15 protein-coding genes are annotated in these 16,593 nt (G+C 43.8%); 10 read left to right on the top strand and 5 right to left on the bottom strand.

Features of this window, described 5'->3' with window-relative positions:
• Nucleotides 1-91 precede the first annotated feature (91 nt).
• Complete coding sequence (locus E0496_RS08550) at nucleotides 92-733, top strand: Bax inhibitor-1/YccA family protein (RefSeq protein ID WP_141501170.1); 642 nt, start codon at nucleotides 92-94, stop codon at nucleotides 731-733.
• Between the two features lie 226 nt (nucleotides 734-959).
• Nucleotides 960-1,853 carry a copper amine oxidase N-terminal domain-containing protein gene (locus E0496_RS08545; RefSeq protein ID WP_161601343.1) on the top strand — a complete coding sequence of 298 codons (894 nt, stop codon included), beginning with the start codon at nucleotides 960-962 and terminating at the stop codon, nucleotides 1,851-1,853.
• 236 nt (nucleotides 1,854-2,089) lie between these two features.
• On the opposite strand, the gene E0496_RS08540 is transcribed toward E0496_RS08545, so the two are convergent.
• On the bottom strand, nucleotides 2,090-2,497 hold the full coding sequence (locus E0496_RS08540; RefSeq protein ID WP_141501168.1) for a hypothetical protein: 408 nt from the start codon (nucleotides 2,495-2,497) through the stop codon (nucleotides 2,090-2,092).
• Nucleotides 2,498-2,806: 309 nt separating this feature from the next.
• Here E0496_RS08540 and E0496_RS08535 point away from each other — a divergent pair, with 309 nt between their 5' ends.
• From E0496_RS08535 to E0496_RS08505, 7 genes are all read left to right on the top strand, one after another.
• Entirely contained in the window at nucleotides 2,807-5,047 is a 2,241-nt protein-coding gene (locus E0496_RS08535) for a family 14 glycosylhydrolase (RefSeq protein WP_421923666.1), read from the top strand.
• A 204-nt stretch (nucleotides 5,048-5,251) separates the two neighbouring features.
• Nucleotides 5,252-5,941, top strand: a complete 690-nt coding sequence (locus tag E0496_RS08530) for a Crp/Fnr family transcriptional regulator (RefSeq protein ID WP_141501166.1) — start codon at nucleotides 5,252-5,254, stop codon at nucleotides 5,939-5,941.
• Between the two features lie 65 nt (nucleotides 5,942-6,006).
• Nucleotides 6,007-6,924 carry an MBL fold metallo-hydrolase gene (locus E0496_RS08525; RefSeq protein ID WP_241674643.1) on the top strand — a complete coding sequence of 306 codons (918 nt, stop codon included), beginning with the start codon at nucleotides 6,007-6,009 and terminating at the stop codon, nucleotides 6,922-6,924.
• 95 nt (nucleotides 6,925-7,019) lie between these two features.
• Nucleotides 7,020-8,177 (top strand): stalk domain-containing protein, encoded by a 1,158-nt coding sequence (locus E0496_RS08520; RefSeq protein WP_141501164.1) that lies wholly within the window; start codon nucleotides 7,020-7,022, stop codon nucleotides 8,175-8,177.
• 154 nt (nucleotides 8,178-8,331) lie between these two features.
• The gene (locus E0496_RS08515; RefSeq protein WP_141501163.1) at nucleotides 8,332-9,465 is read left to right on the top strand and encodes a WD40/YVTN/BNR-like repeat-containing protein; all 1,134 of its coding nucleotides are present in this window, start codon (nucleotides 8,332-8,334) and stop codon (nucleotides 9,463-9,465) included.
• 235 nt (nucleotides 9,466-9,700) lie between these two features.
• Complete coding sequence (locus E0496_RS08510) at nucleotides 9,701-10,798, top strand: tetratricopeptide repeat-containing glycosyltransferase family 2 protein (protein WP_141501162.1); 1,098 nt, start codon at nucleotides 9,701-9,703, stop codon at nucleotides 10,796-10,798.
• 148 nt (nucleotides 10,799-10,946) lie between these two features.
• On the top strand, nucleotides 10,947-11,468 hold the full coding sequence (locus tag E0496_RS08505; protein ID WP_141501161.1) for an ABC transporter permease: 522 nt from the start codon (nucleotides 10,947-10,949) through the stop codon (nucleotides 11,466-11,468).
• Nucleotides 11,469-11,537: 69 nt separating this feature from the next.
• On the opposite strand, the gene E0496_RS08500 is transcribed toward E0496_RS08505, so the two are convergent.
• The gene (locus E0496_RS08500) at nucleotides 11,538-13,307 is read right to left on the bottom strand and encodes a glycoside hydrolase family 2 protein (RefSeq protein ID WP_277755840.1); all 1,770 of its coding nucleotides are present in this window, start codon (nucleotides 13,305-13,307) and stop codon (nucleotides 11,538-11,540) included.
• 286 nt (nucleotides 13,308-13,593) lie between these two features.
• On the opposite strand from E0496_RS08500, the gene E0496_RS08495 reads away from it, so the two are divergent.
• A complete protein-coding gene (locus tag E0496_RS08495) occupies nucleotides 13,594-13,947 on the top strand; it encodes a c-type cytochrome (protein WP_141501160.1) in 354 nt (117 codons plus the stop codon).
• 49 nt (nucleotides 13,948-13,996) lie between these two features.
• On the opposite strand, the gene cydS is transcribed toward E0496_RS08495, so the two are convergent.
• The 3 genes from cydS to E0496_RS08485 are packed head-to-tail and all read right to left on the bottom strand — an operon-like array spanning nucleotide 13,997 to nucleotide 16,493.
• Entirely contained in the window at nucleotides 13,997-14,101 is a 105-nt protein-coding gene (gene cydS / locus E0496_RS37155; protein ID WP_421923475.1) for a cytochrome bd oxidase small subunit CydS family protein, read from the bottom strand.
• 29 nt (nucleotides 14,102-14,130) lie between these two features.
• Entirely contained in the window at nucleotides 14,131-15,144 is a 1,014-nt protein-coding gene (locus E0496_RS08490) for a cytochrome d ubiquinol oxidase subunit II (protein WP_141501159.1), read from the bottom strand.
• Entirely contained in the window at nucleotides 15,141-16,493 is a 1,353-nt protein-coding gene (locus E0496_RS08485; protein WP_141501158.1) for a cytochrome ubiquinol oxidase subunit I, read from the bottom strand. Before E0496_RS08485 ends, E0496_RS08490 begins: the two co-directional genes overlap by 4 nt.
• Nucleotides 16,494-16,593: the final 100 nt, after the last annotated feature.

Here is a 16,593-nt window from a genome sequence, read left to right as displayed (position 1 = left end):
ATTCATTGCTCTTTTTTTATATCTCTTTTTAATAGTCATATTTCATGCTATTATTGGGTCTATAAAAATCGTTACTGGGGAGAAATGGAAGATGAGTATTATTCAATCAGGAAGTTTTGGCAAACCGATGCAAAAGCTGATGTTGACCTTTTTTTTCGCCATGCTCGTCTCAGTCGGCGGCATGCTGATCGGTACAATGCTTCCTAACGCAGCGAGAATTCCACTGTTCGTAGTGGAGATTGGCTTAATCATTGCTATCATGTTTCTTCGCAAGTCAAAGGTCATTGGGTATTCTTTAATGTACGCTTTTATGGTCGTATCCGGTGCGACGCTCCAGTTTGCCTTAAGCTATTACATCGCATCGATGGGGGCATCCATTGTCATCCAAACGGTAGCCGTTGCAGTCCTCATCTATGCGGGACTTGCTATTTATGCGACCTACACAAAGGAGGATTTCCGCTTTCTCGGTGGTTTTCTGTTCGCGTCCCTCATTGGGCTTGTCGTAATGGGCTTAATGCAATTTTTCATTCCCTTTAGAGGCGTGATGGAAACGATCTATGCCGGTTTTGGCTTATTGATCTTTATCGGCTACACCTTGTATGACTTCAACCGTATGTCCAAGGAAGGCTTTGAAGAGAGTGATATTCCACTCATGGTCGTTAATATTTACTTAGATCTCATCAACTTGATTCTTTACGCGCTGCGTTTCGTCAAGTCTTTGCTTGACGACTAAGTATAGAAAGAAAATAAAGTATCAGACCGGCCCCAATTATAAAACAGCGGCAGTCAAGGACGAGGAAAAAAGTCCTAGACTGCCGCTGTTTTATTGAGTTCAAACGTCTCCTGTTAGCTCAAGGAATCTCCATCTTCTAGAAAATATTATAAACTTGCAACTTTATATGGAAAATTACGTCATTAGCAGTAGAAATAAAGAAGATCGATATAGGGAGGACTTACAATTGAAAAAATGGATGCACACAACAGTTGCTTCGCTTTCCATTATTGGAATGCTGGCATCAGGATCGGCAATCTCCGCTGCGCCGCAAAAACAAACATTGGTTTATATTGATGGCGCGTTGCAGGAAAATGTACTAACAGTAAACGAAAGGACAATGGTACAACTAAAATCTTTTAATGATCCTGAAAAACTAATTTATTCCTATGAACAGGCTACTAAAACGATAATAATAATTAATAAAGAAAAGAACTTAACTGTGCGCCTTACTGGTGGAGCCAAAACTGCCCTATTTAACGGTAAAAGCGTCAAGCTGGATGCCCCTGTAACGATTAAAGATGGTAGAACTTATCTTCCTCTGCGTTTTCTCTCAGAAACACTGGGGGGAACAGTGAAATACAACAGTACGGATAAGACTGTAATTGTTCGGACTCCTTCTGGTCATGAGCGCTTCAAAATACTCATGAGCGGAGATTTAGTAAAAGCTCGTGAAATTGCAATTCGTTATCCAGCAACGTATGTGGATAAAGAAATAGAAGCATCAGGAGAAGGATTCACTTTTACTTATACTTTTCCAAAGGGAGAAGCGCTGCGTTTTGAGGTAGAGTATAAAGGACTAATTAATTATAGAGAGATTAATCAGGATGGAATTGCGGTTGTGACATGGCAAAATGATTCTATGGGAAGGAATGGTGAAGTAGGCAAGAGACATGAGGGCTTTGGCGAATCCGTCTTTTTCACTGATAATATTATGCTTGAAAAAAAAATTTACGGAACGATCGATAGTAAAGGTACAAGTACCGTGTTAGGCTTTAACGACTACCATTTGAACGAAGATTTCACTGATGTCATTATTGTACCAATCGAGGGAGAAGTCCGGACTGATCAAAAGACGTAGAATCTGCCCATTAGCTTAATGATGTAAAATCAGTCTAAGACTTTATTTTCTTCTGTCACTAAGCTTTGCACCATAAAATACCAAGACTAACCCTCGTTTGAGGGTTAGCTTTTTTTATTGGAACGTGGAATGAACAGCGGATCGATTCACTATGAAAGCGAAGAAGGGTGGCAAAAAATCGAGTCTATCTGCAATGGCTGCAGTCTGCTTACGTGGAACATGGAGATGGAATATCTTTATGTATCTTCATTCCCCAAAAAGCTTTCTTCCGGAATTTTGTACAGAATATATTTTCGGGTCCAAACCTGCCCAGTTACGACAACGCGATCCGTTTCTCCGAAAAAAATGCCGGACCCTTCGTAATAATTGTATTTCAATCCTTTGCTTTCCATTTCTTTAATGATTTTATCTTTTCCTTCTTTTTGGTTCCCTTCAAAACCTAGCCAATAATAGCCGTTTACCTTTGCTAATGTCACCAGCTCTTGATTGCTATTCTCCAGCTTTTCAACGACATTTTTTTTTGATCCGCCTTCGAAAGGAAGGTTAGGGTAATAGGCTTTGCTGACATATATTCCGAAGTAGACGGCAAAAAAGATGGAAACGACAGGTACAATGAATAGCAATCCTATTTTTTTCGCTTTCAAAATACGGGAAACTCCTTTTCTCAGTAATGGTATATTTTACATCTGCTTACCTTCTTTAACGTGACGGGTCTACAATTTGTTGCATGGAACAAAGGTGGAGATGATCGTGCATCGTTATTTGGACTTCTATTTCAGTCAACCGAACATTAAAAGCAAGACAAAATATTCCACCTCCTAGTACAAGGATTTGCGTGTTCAAATGAAGGAAAAGATTTTAAACTAAATTTGTAAGCGTTTTCTTATTGTGGAACAAAAGATGGCTTACTTATTTTAAAACATGGGAGGATGATCAATTTGTATTTCAGAAAAATGCTTTGGAAGAAGGGCCATTTACTTTTATTAGGTGCCATGGTGTTTATTTCAACCTTCTTCGGTTCTTTTCCAGGATCAGCTAGCGCGAATGTTGCAAACGATTTTCAAGCTTCGGTTATGGCACCGCTTACGAAGATTACGGACTGGAATGCATTCAAAAATCAGCTGAATACGTTGAAAAACAATGGCGTCTATGCACTGACTACCGATGTATGGTGGGGCGATGTGGAAGCAGCAGGGGACAACCAGTTTGATTGGACTTACTATAAGACCTATGCTAACGCTGTATTAGAAACCGGCTTAAAATGGGTACCCATCCTCTCTACGCATACCTGTGGCGGAAACCCCGGCGATGACTGCAATATTCCGATTCCTTCCTGGCTCTGGAGCAAAGGCACTGCTGACGAAATGAAATATAAAAGCGAGACTGGTTATGTCAACAATGAAGCCATTTCACCTTTTTGGAGTGGCATTGAACAGCAATATAATGAGCTATATTCTTCCTTCGCCCAAAACTTCTCTTCCTACAAGCCTATGATAGCAAAAATTTACTTGAGCGCCGGTCCATCCGGTGAGCTTCGCTATCCATCCTATTACCAGTCGGCAGGCTGGAGTTATCCGTCACGAGGCAAATTTCAAGTCTATACGGACTCTGCCAAAAATGCTTTCCGTTCAGCAATGCTCAGTAAATACAGCTCGTTAAACGGAGTCAACCAAGCGTGGGGATTGCAGTTAACAAACACAAGCCAAATCAATCCGCCTAGCGATGGAGATGCCTTCTACGCTAACGGAGGCTACAACACGGCATATGGAAAGGATTTTCTGGCTTGGAATCAAAGCGTACTCGAAAATCATTTGGGCGTTATTGCAGCGGCAGCCCATCAACAATTCGATTCTGTATTCGGCGTGAGAATTGGCGCTAAAATCTCCGGAATCCACTGGCAAATGAACAACCCGAGTGCGCAGCACAGCGCCGAGCATGCAGCTGGCTACTACAATTACAATGAATTGATTCAGAAATTTAAAGATAGTAATCTTGACTTAACCTTTACCGCACTTGAAATGTACGATAGCGGAAGTTCACCTGCTTTTTCGCTGCCCTCCACGCTTGTCGATACCGTTTCTTCGATAGCCAATGCCAAAGGGGTTAGGTTGAATGGCGAAAATGCGCTTCCTACAGGAAGCTTCCAAAAAATCGAAGAGCAAATAACCAAATGGAGCTATAACGGCTTTACTCTTCTGCGTTTGGCTAACGTAGTGAATGGAGACGGCTCGGCTAGCGGCAGTATGGCCGGCTATAAGCAATATGTAATCAGCCATGCGCAGCCGATTGCTCAGCCAAGTGATAATCAGGTCACCATTTATTACAAGAAAGGTTATGCAACTCCGTATATTCATTATCGCCCGGCTGGAGGGACATGGACGACCGCCCCTGGAGCGCAAATGGCAGACTCTGAAATAAACGGTTACAGCAAAATAACGATCGCCATCGCATCTGCTGCTCAACTTGAAGCCTGCTTCAACAATGGAAACGGCACTTGGGACAGCAACAACATGCAGAACTACAGATTTAATAAAGGCATAAACACCTATACACCAGGTATCAACGGAGCGGCGGGCACAATTACGGCAAGTGCGCCGCAAAGCGTGGACACAACCGCACCAACCGTACCGTCAGGCTTAATTTCAACAACTAAGACCGACAGCTCGATTTCCTTAAGTTGGACGGCATCGACCGATATGACCGGGGTAGCTGGTTATGAAATCTGGCGCAATGGTGTCAAAATCGCGAACTCGGTTACTGCGAGCTATACAAACACAGGGTTAACCTCTAATACCGCTTATAGCTATTTTATCAAGGCGTATGACGGTGCTGGAAATATTTCTGAAGCAAGCGCAATCCTGAGTGTCACGACTAATCCACTATCCAGTTTAAACCAGGTAACGATTTATTATAAGAAAGGATATTCATCACCTTATATTCACTATCGACCAGCTGGCGGAACTTGGACGACCGTTCCAGGCAAGCCGATGGCAGACTCCGAGGTTAGCGGCTATGCAAAGGTCATCATTGATCTAGGCACTGCCACGCAGCTGGAGGCGGTCTTTAATAACGGCAGCGGCACATGGGATAATAACAATTCTCAAAATTATATGTTCAATGCCGGCCTGAACGTCTTTACGCCAGGAGCGAATGGCACAGTCGGCGCTATCACGCGGCCACTAACCTTTCCCTAAGTTAACAAGAGTGGTAATCACGAACCTGATCGGTATGATCAGGTTTTTTTTCACACATTTCACAGAAGATGACCCTATGAGTGCAGCCGGTAAAGTGCCAAAGATAAGATTTTGTCAGTTAACCGACATTTTTACTATTGAAATTGTGGTACTCTAGCTATAACGCATAAGAATAGTTGGATTTGCGGAGAAGGAAGGGCAGCTATGAGCGGAACTGAAATAGAAATAAAAATAGAAACCAGTCATGCGATCGATGCACATCATTCCGATCATCATAATCAAATCATTCTCGATGCCTTTAACAAATTTGGGACGAGCAGGACATATAAGAAAAACGAGTTCCTTTTCCAAGAAAATGATCCTGTCACTGCCGTTTATTTAGTGGAGAATGGACTGGTGAAAATTTCCCAATCCACACAGGAAGGACAGGGAATAACGTTGTTTCTGCGATACCCCGGCGAGGTCTTCGGGAATGCAGAGCTGCTTGCCCATGTGAATCGCAGACGCTATGCCAAATGCTTAACAGCCAGTCAAATCATGTCGTTGGAGTCCAGGCAGTATCACGAGCTGACCATGCAGAACGCTGAGTTTTCCTATTCATTGGCCGTGATAACAGCACGCAGGTTGCTTCAAACCCAGCAAAGGGTAGAATCGCTGATCAGCCGTCCTGCTGCATGGCGCCTTGGTTGGTTCCTCTATCAAATAGGTAAGCGAAGAGAGGGCACTCTTGAGGTGAATTTGCAGCTCAGCCACGAAGAGATTTCCTATGTCATAGGCTGCAGCAGACAAACGATAACTGAGACGTTGAATAAATGGAAAGAGAACGAGATGATCACGTATACGAAGAAAAAAATAAGCATTTTGCATCCTAATCGCTTTTTTGATGATATTTAACGCGCGGAACACGTCTGAACTGGAGCAATTTATAAAATCAATTCAATACGATGGAGGGTTTATCTATGCAAATTCAATCACAAGAAACACTGCTTCCCGATTTCCACGAAAATTTGAAAGTCATACTGCTTGGCACTGGCACACCACGTGCTTACAGTGGAAGAGCCAAATCAAGCGTCGCCATATTAGCAGGAGATAAAGTCATCCTTATTGATTGTGGAGGCGCCGTAGTCGATCAGTTGATCAAAGCAGGCATCATGCCGCAGCGAATAGCCGATGTATTTTTCACCCATCATCACAGCGACCATAATTCCGGTTTTTTTGATTTGTTTATATCCAGTTGGCGCACGCATGTCATACCGGAGAGAGTGTTTGAAGGACGATCAGTTCCTATGAACGTGTATGGACCAACAACGACAAAAGAAATCATTGGGAAAATGCGAGAATCATTTGATTTCGATGCCAATTTAAGAGTCAATTATAACTTATCCGCTGACGAAGGCTCGAAAATCAACTATATCGAAAATAATGAAGGTGTCGTCTATGATAGAGCTGGTCTAAAAATTACAGCTTTCGAGGTTGACCATCGTCCGGTCTATCCGGCGCTCGCCTACAAAATCGAATACAACGGCAAAACGGTTGTCATCTCTGGAGATACGATTCCTGTTCCAAATATGATTAAATATAGTCAAGGCGCAGACCTCCTTATCCACGAATCCTATAACAAAGCATGGCTAGATGCGCTAATTGCAAAATTCCCAGAACAAGCGCAATCGCTTTCCAATCCCGCCAAATACCATTCAACTACGCTGCAGGTGGCTCAGATGGCCAAGCAGGCGGGAGTGGCTCATCTCGTACTTACCCATCATATTCCCGCGCCTGCAGCAACAGATGAAGCAGAAGCCGAGTACATGCAAGGCATGAGTGATATCTACTCAAACAAGATCACCATGGGCCGGGATTTGATGGCTTTCGAGCTTTAGGATGTACATATTTGGAAATTTACTTTAAAAAAGAAACATTTCCCCTCAATTTCCGTCTAATTATTGAAAGAAAAGAGTGATGGGGGTTGCTTGAAATGAGGAAATGGAAAAAAACTCTGGCTGCTATGATCGCAATAACAGTTATCACAATGGGAATAACTTCATTATTAGAAAACGCGGAGGCAAAATCCTTGCCTGTTAAAGTCACCATTAATGATAGTCATGTGGAGTTAATGAATGAGCCGCTGCTTATCAATGGTGCTGTACTCTTGCCGCTAAGAGAAATCGGAACGCTAATGAATAGTAAAACGACCTATTTTTCCGAAGGTAAAAGCATCATCGTGAATAGTCCAACCACTCACATCGAAATGAGGCTCGGCAGCAAGCAAACCATGTTGAACGGTAAGTCTTACACGCTGCCCACCATACCCAAAAATATTAACGGAACGGTATATGTTCCAGTCCGTTTTGTGACGGAAGGGCTAGGAGCAGGCGTGCAATGGTTCGATAAAGAACAACGGGTGAACCTTGCCTTTAATCAACGATATATTTTTGCAGAGAAGGGCGTTAAATCGTATTGGGTGGATAAAAAGGATGGCAAGCTTTATCTATCTGTCAACGCCAAGGCTGCCACGTTTGTCGCTGACACGGATGTGAATATATGGGAATATCCTACATTTTCCATCGATACGCTCTCTTCAAATGTCGATTTATTAAAAATTCATGATAACTATGGTGAACCGCATCTTAACGATGATATTTACAAACTGCTCATTGTGGATGAAAAGCTCAAACTGGAAACGAAGGTTCAGTATTGGGGAATCCATCCGATTCAAAATATAGATTGGTCTACGGGAAAAAATGCGCTCCTCCTCAATGGAACCCAATTAATCGAAGTCAATCGTGACGGTAGCGTTAAAGCGACCCATGATTTAAAAACGCTAACCGGTTTGGATGCTTCTTCTTTCCAAGTGGAGCTGTATGATGAGGAGTATATGGTGGTCCGGCCGCATGATACAGGTTGGCTTACGTTGATTGATCGTAAAACCAATAAAGCGACACGTTTGGCAGACGTTTTGCTGGATAAAGATAAGCTCGAGATTTATAGAACAATCGATATAAGAGATAGCTATTTCTATCAATGGGATGGCCTAAAAGTAATTGAACGAGTTGGAAGCAGCCTGCTCCTCTCTCATGTTTACTTTATGGACCGAACTGAAACCAAACTGACCTACAACTTGACTGAGAATTAGAACGATGAAAGCCCACTATCCGTAGTGGGCTTTCGTCGTTCTGTATCGTTTCAATTCTATAGTAGACTTCTTCCTAAGATTCGTTTATAGGTAAAACGGGTATATTTCCATAAATAAGCTAATCCTACTGCTAAGAGAAAGAAGGAGGAATCACATGAAAAAATTCAAATTCAAACATAGTATTGTAGCTGCTTCTTTGGTCATTGGACTTGCAACCATCACTCCGCTAGCACAAGCAGAAGAAGGTACCGCAGGCAAGGAACTTTTCAACGGTACGCCAGCTGGAGCTTCCGAGTATCGGTTCAGCGAAATTCAGTTTCTGAACAATACGACCGGCCGCGCTGCTGGAAACGGCTTCCTTATCGGCACCTCGGACGCAGGAGCTTCTTGGCAATCCATTTATAAAGGGACTTGGCAATTTACCCAGTTAGACTATATATCCAACACGACAGGCTGGGCGTTAGCCAAATCATCCGTTACTGGGCCTAATGCCCTTATTCATATAACGGATGGCGGAAGCACTTTTACGAAATACCCAACCGGAGCTATCGCTTTGGAGCGAATCCATTTTACAGATGCATCGAATGGATTTGGTTACACGAAAGCTTTTGCTTATAAAACATCCAATAGCGGCAAGAGCTGGACCAAAATCTCTACACCAGCAAATACACGATACGCAGAGTTTGAAGATGTGAAGCATGGCTGGGCACTTGTTGTCCTCCCAGGTTACGGCTATAAACTTTACCGAACTACCGATGGCGGAGCGAAGTGGGCCGTCAAGCTCAATGTGAAATCCGATGAGGTTAGCGGCGGAGAGATTTTCACGAAGGGCAATGAGGTATGGGCCGAATTTTATGGAGGAGCAGGGATGTCCCAGCAATCTTATTCCCTGTATGCTTCACCGGACAGTGGTGCGAGCTGGCGCAAAGTGATTAGCCAAGACACCGCAGGCGGAGGTCCTGCTCCAGGCGGTGCTGTAGGTATTGTGACGGAAGGCCCAGCTTCGCCAGGCGGCCATCCAAGCAATTTTCAACTCGTAGACGGAGCGGCTATACTCGCCGGATACTCGCCTGCAGGAGAAGCCATTGGCGTGGGCCGTTCATTAGATGCCGGAAAAACCTGGACCAATCTCAAACCGATCAAAGGTTACGAGAGCGTCATCTCGTTTACTAGCAAAAATAGCGGCTGGATGGCGGATACAAGCCTGACAAGTCCGGCCGTATACAAAACTACGGATGGCGGGAAAACCTGGTCCAAAACGATCAGCATTCCCGTAAAAGTAGAGTAAACAACCAATCTACATTAGCTATTAAATCAAGAAAGTCGCTTCTCATTGAGGAGCGGCTTTTTTGTTTTTTGCACAAGGCTGTATCTTACTTCACGACGTGGAAATTAACGATATGTACATGCAATTACAATAGTCTATACGTAATATAAAGAAACGTTCCAGTCAGTGCTCTCTAACCAAGGACATGGATAGGGAGCAGAACGGTTACAGTCACAGGTGACGGAGGGGTTTAGGAATGATTACCATTAGTTTGTGCATGATTGTAAAAAACGAGGAGCAAGTGTTGGAGCGATGCTTGCGTTCGGTAAAAAATCTCGTGGATGAGATCGTCATCGTGGACACGGGATCGACCGACGCCACGAAGAACATAGCCGCGAGGTATACCGATCGCCTGTTTCATTTTGAGTGGAACGATGATTTCTCAGCTGCGAGAAATTTCTCTTTTCGTCAAGCTACTCAAGAATATATTTTATGGTTAGATGCGGACGATGTGCTGCAGGCTGACGATCTGAACAAATTCAAGACCTTGAAGCAGACTCTGGATCACCAAGTAGATTCCGTTTGTATGGACTACAACATCGCTTTCGATCCACATGGACAGCCCATTACCGTTGTAAAGAGAAACAGACTCGTAAAGCGTTCCAAGGATTTTCAATGGCAGGATCCGGTGCATGAGTATCTTTTGGTCAGCGGGAATATCGTCTTCTCCGATATAGCGGTAAGTCATGACCGGGTCCATACTCACCAGAAACGGAATTTACGTATCTTTGAGGAAATAGCAAGTCAAGGGGGGCGACTATCAGATCGGCAATTATTGCATTATGCCATGGAGTTGTCAGCTAATCGCAATTACGAGAAAGCGGTCGAGATCTTTACCTCCATCATCACTGACGCTTCCAGTTATTTTGAGTATAAATTGCAAGCTTGTGACCGGATTGCTCACTGTTATCATGAGCTTGGACAGAAAGAACTAGAGCTGCAGGCATTATTAATGACATTTAATTTCGATATTCCGCGAGCGGATTATGTTTGCCGAATTGCTTACTATTTTCAAGAAAACCATGATTTTAACAAAGCTGTTTACTGGTATCAGTTGGCGCTCAAACTCGATAAGCCACAAGAACGGTTGTTAGGAATGAATAACATGGCCTGGACTTGGTTTCCCCACTTGCAGCTTACGGCATGCTATGGCAAGCTCGGAGATTTAGAACAGGCTTACAGACATAACGAAATTGCACTTTCGTATGCTCCAAATGATCCTAATCTATTGGAAAACAAACAATTGTTAGAAAAACATCTTAGCAAAAAAATAGATTCCAAACGACGGAGATAACGAACCAAGCTGCTCTGAGCAGCAATTAACAACCGTTTGGCTGATAAAAGCCTTTTTTAATCTAGGACGGGCTGATATCGTTTCTATTAGAATCTCTCCTCCATATGATAGTAAATGCTAGAATAGCACACTACAAGGAGGAAGATGAATGACAATTAGAAGAACTAGAGTCGCAAAGAGGACTTGTACAACAATCATCTGCAAAAAAACGGTTTGTAAAAAAGCAGTTAGCAGGAAGCGTGTCTGTAAACCGATTAAAATCCGGAGATCAGCGTTTAGAGCGGTCTCCGGTGCGGATCAAACGATCCTAAATGGTGTATTTACTAAAGTGAGATACCAAGTGGAAGAATTAGATCTGAACAATGAGTATAATTCAGCGACATCCACTTTCCGTCCAAAGCACAATGGCATCTATTCTCTATTTGCAAGTGTTTCTTTTGAAACTATCACACTTACACCTGTGGTTATGGATTTGCAGATTAGAATCAATGGCGTTCCCCGAATATCTGATCAAGAAAACTTCACCCCTAGAACAGGGTTGATTGATGCAGCAGGCATTATACAATTACATGCACGTGATCGGGTAGAGGTATTTGCAAGGGCAACCGGGGAAAACGGAGATATACAAAGCGGCTTAGCCACACGTTTTGAAGGCGCTAGAATAAGCTAAGCAAGGTTGAATCTAAGCTAAGAAAACAAGCCATTTCCTGAGGGAATGGCTTGTTTTCCGTATGAACATTTACTTTACTGTATTTGCGGCTATCTTCTCGATAGCCGCAACGGTAGCATTAATACGGCGAATGATTTCAGGATCAAACTTGTGATTTCGATCGTAAGTCAGCAGACCATTAACTTCCTGTTCAACATCATAAAGCTGCGTATAGCAGAAGGCACAAATATACGGGTTCTCAAGCAGCGATAAAGTTAAGCCCTCATAACGGCTAATGAATTCCTGTTCCGTCTTCGGACGGTCGCCGTAGCCCCAGCTCTTCTGGTCGGCTTGCCCCGGGTTCCACCAAATTCCGCCATATTCACTGACAAAGTAAGGCTGCCCTTCGTATTTTTGCCGATCTGGGAAGGTTACATATCGTTCGCCGCCGCTTCGCATGGCCTCGTATTTCTCGGCAAATTTCTCTGGATTTTGCTCATAATCATGTATATCAAAAATATCGGTAACCACATGGAAATTACCGCTTGTATCAATAACCGGACGGGTAGCATCCAATGATTTGGTTACTTGGTAAGTAATCCGCAGCACCTCATCATTTTGGCGGGTACCCTGCGGTCCGTCCCAGGTTTCATTGAACGGGCACCAGCCCACTAATGCCGGACTATTATAGTCGCGTTTCACAATTTCGATCCACTCCGGCAAAAACTGCTGAAGCCCCTGAGCCGTCGTAATATCAAGCCCCCAATTTGCATGCTCACCCCAAACGATGTAGCCGAGTTGATCTGCCCAAAACAAGAAACGTGCTTCAAAAACTTTCTCGTGCAGGCGTGCGCCGTTAAAGCCAAGGCTCATGGACAATTCGATATCGCGTTTCAGATCGGCATCCGTAGGCGCTGTATATACTCCGTCTGGATAAAAGCCTTGATCCAGCACTAAACGCTGAAACACAGGTATGCCGTTGATCAATATCGCATTGTTGTCCCATTTCACAGAACGAAGGCCAAAGTAGCTCTCCACCTCATCGATGGTTTTCCCGTTTTGCTGTATGGATAATTTCAGATCGTAGAGCTTAGGCGAACCGATTTCCCATAAATGACTCTCCATGAGCTTCACTGACAGGCGACTTTGGTTGCCGCTGATGAACGCGGATTGAGTGCCTACCGTTTTTCCGCCAAACTCGGCTTCCACTATTAAAGTAAAGCCATCAGAATTTACGAAATCACCTTCGACATGCAGAGATTGATTATCTGGATCAGGGGTTAACTTGAACCCTTGGAGATAGTGCTGAGGGACAGCTTCTAGCCATACTGTCTGCCAAATTCCTGTTGTTCTCGTATAATCACAGCCATGTGAATGAAATAAAGCCGATTGCTTGCCTCGCGGTTGAAGACCTGAGCGGACATCGTCCTCCGCACATACGGTCAACACATTCGTTCCAGCGATAAGCAGGTGAGTGATATCAAGCGAAAATGAGGCATAACCGCCTCGATGCGTACCTGCGGATTTCCCGTTCACCCATACTTCGGTTTCATAATCAACAGCACCGAAATGAAGAAGAATACGATCGTTATTCCAGTCCGTAGGAATCGTTATTTCTTTACAGTACCAAACGGCAGCCATAAAATCTTTGTTTTCTATGCCTGACAGCTTGCTCTCTGGACAGAAAGGCACCTTGATTTTATCTGCTAAAGCTTTGGTCTCGAACAGCTGGCGCTGTTTACCGCTTTGACCATTATCGATTTCAAATCCCCACTCGCCATTCAAGTTAAGCCACTTGGAGCGAACCATTTGGGGGCGGGGATATTCCGGGCGCGGAATGGCATGATTAGTTACTGTCACAAAAATCCTCCTCTAAATTAAATTAATTTAAAAGTTAATCATAAATACTGATGTTATTGTTTTTGTTCACAAGAACAGTATATTTAAAGCAGTAACGTGTTGTCAATAAGAAATACATAATGAAATTATCAATTATAAGTAACATTAAAGTTAATGATATATTTTCATATCCTTTGGAACATGTTGGATTAAATTCATAATCGGAGGCCTTAAATAGCCCCTTCTAGTCATTCAAAAATACGGCGGATTCGTTATGATAAATTTCAAATGAATAGGAGGGACGCTAATGAAGCAAAAATTAAAGCAGGTCACTGTCATGGGGGTTATCGCACTCACCGTTATGTTATCCGGTTGCGCCAGCACAGCAACGAATGATCGGGTGGAATACAGCAACAGCTACGGGGAAGTTGTAGAAACGGGTGAAGCAGCGATCCTTTACAAAAAAATGTGTATTTCATGCCACGGAGCGGAACTAAAAGGAAGAGCCGGCCCCAATCTACAGAACGTTGGCGCCAGACTTTCAAATGAACAAATCGTTGAAGTGGTGACGAATGGGCGCAAGGGCATGCCGAAGTTTGGCAAAAGCATTACCGCAGAAGAAATCCAGCAGTTGGCTGACTGGTTATCAGAGCTTAAATAAAAGAAACCAACCCCGCTCGGAGGCAGGGTTGGTTTTGTTGATTTGCAGATTATTCTTTCGGCTGCGTTTGACCTTTCGCGCCCCATAGAAATAAGAAAGCTACTGCGCAGCACACAATAAGTAAGGGGGCGACCATAATTAATAAAAACTCCATACGAGGAATACCGCCTTTCGTTGTTCCATTTATTTTCCTTTCACATAAGGCGTGTTAAACAAGAACAATCGCATCAACAGATAGAGTGAAGGGATCAGGAGCAATAAACCGAGTACAAACGCCACGATTAACGCAATAGCCATGGACTCATTCGTAAAGTTATCATGGATGGTTAAGTAGGGATACAAAATGTAAGGCAAATGCGCGGAGCCGTATCCATAAAAAGCGAAGGCAAATTGCAGCATGACAAAAATAAACGATAAACCGAGATTTTTCTTTTTCCAAACGAAATAGACAGCTAGCATAAAAAACAAAAAGGAAAAGGCGAACATCCATGATCGCTCCATCATCTTCTCAAAATGCTCTCGATTATGGCCATGGATGGCAAAAAAGACGAGCAGGCTGCTCAAAATGGTCGGTAAGCTCCACGCGAGCGCATATTTTCGAACAATGTGAAATGCCGGAAGATCGCCTGCTTTATGTGCATAAAAGCTTAAAAACATAGCCGATATGTACAGGACGCTCACAAGCGCAAGCAGTACGACGGACCAGGAATAGCTGCTTTGAAACAATTCTTTTACCAGAAACACTACTTTTCCATCCGCGGTTACTTCAATATATCCACCCTCAGAGATGGTCAATACGGTAGATAGCGCCGCTGGAATAAGCAGCCCGCTGGCTCCATACATAAGCGTATATATTTTCCGGCTGCGCGAGCCGTAATGATTAAAGGCATAATAAGCACCACGTATGGCTAGCAATACGATGGCTATGCTTCCCGGGATGAGTAAGGCTGTACCGTAATAATAAGCCGTATCCGGAAAAAAGCCGATAAACCCGACAAAAAAGAAAACGAGAAAAACATTCGTAACCTCCCATACCGGCGAGAGATAACGGTCGATAATGGAATGAATCAGATGCCTCGTTCCTGTAATGGAGCTGTAATAACTGAAAAATCCTGCACCGAAATCAATCGAAGCTACGATCAGATAACCAAACAGAAACGTCCATAGTACGGTAATGCCAATAACCTCATAGCTCATAGCAGGTCGCGAGCCTCCTTATCGTATTTGGCCAGTTCATCCTCAGCCTGATTGTTTCGGAACATTTTCACCAGCACCCTTACTGATGAAACCCCCAGTACAAGGTACAACAATGCAAATAGCCATAGCATCAAGTCCACATGTCCTGAAGTTGTAGCCCCTTCCGATGTCCGCATAATGCCTCGCAAGATCCAAGGCTGTCTCCCAACCTCGGAAAATATCCAGCCATGCTCAATCGTGAGTATGGCAACAGGAGCAGCAACCACAATGGCGCGAAGTAGCCAACGGCGATATGTATTCCCTTTTTTGCGAATCATCTCCACAAGGAAGAGCATGGAGACGAGGACCATGAATGCAACATAACCCATTTTGATATCAAACAAATAATGAATCCAAAGCGGCGGCCGTTCATCCTCAGGGAACTCGTTCAGTCCAATGACCTCCGCAAAGGGGTTGCTATGAGCAAGGATGCTGAGTCCAAATGGGATCTCCAGTCCAAATCGAATCTGATTGTCTTCGGTTAGTACCCCGCCAAGCACAAGCGGCGCTTTGCCCATCGTTTCAAAATGCCATTCGGTTGCCGCTAGCTTCTCTGGCTGATATTTGGCCAAATACTTGCCGGATAAGTCACCGATGAGAGCTGTGGATACCATAAAGACAAATGCGCACACCATCGTTAGCTTTAATGCTTTTTTGTAATATACATGATTTTTGCCTTTCAATAGTGACCAGGCTGTAATCGCTGCGAGCACAAAAGCACAGGTTAAGTAGGCAGAAGAGAGAACATGAGCTACCTTAGTAGGCATGGCCGGACTCAGCATGGCTGCAATCGGATTCACCTCCGATATTTCACCTTCCTTCAACGTGAAGCCGACAGGATAATTCATAAACGCATTAACAATGGTAATGAAAAAAGCTGATGCGGAGGAGCCAATAACGACGGGAATAAGCAGCCAAAAATGCGTCATCCGGCTTTTGAAACGGTCCCATGTATAAAGATAAATGCCTAGAAATATAGCTTCAAAAAAGAAAGCAAACGTTTCAAGAAACAGCGGCAGCGAAATCGATTGACCCGCGACCCGCATAAAGCTTGGCCATAGTAAACTTAACTGAAGCCCGATTGCGGTCCCCGTTACCACCCCAACGGCAACCGTAATGACGAAGCCGCGTGCCCAGCGCCTGGCAAGCAGCAGGTAATGAAAATCATTTCGCCTAATGCCGATCCATTCAGCCAATGCAATCATAAGCGGCACGCCGACACCGATCGTCGCGTAAATGATATGAAAACCGAGAGTCAAAGAGGTCAAAATACGACTGAACATGACAGGATCATATCCGGTTAATAGCATAGCGTTCACTCCTTAGATGATTCATTCTTTTGTAATTGCTAACTAACCAGCTTGCGGATAATCGCCAAGAGCATGAGCAGCGCTACGACCGCGCACAATA

The organism is Paenibacillus luteus, assembly GCF_006542765.1.
GTDB classification, from domain to species: Bacteria; Bacillota; Bacilli; order Paenibacillales; family Paenibacillaceae; genus Pristimantibacillus; species Pristimantibacillus luteus.
The sequence above is the reverse complement of the archived record's forward strand: the minus strand, read 5'-3'. Positions and strand labels throughout refer to the sequence as shown.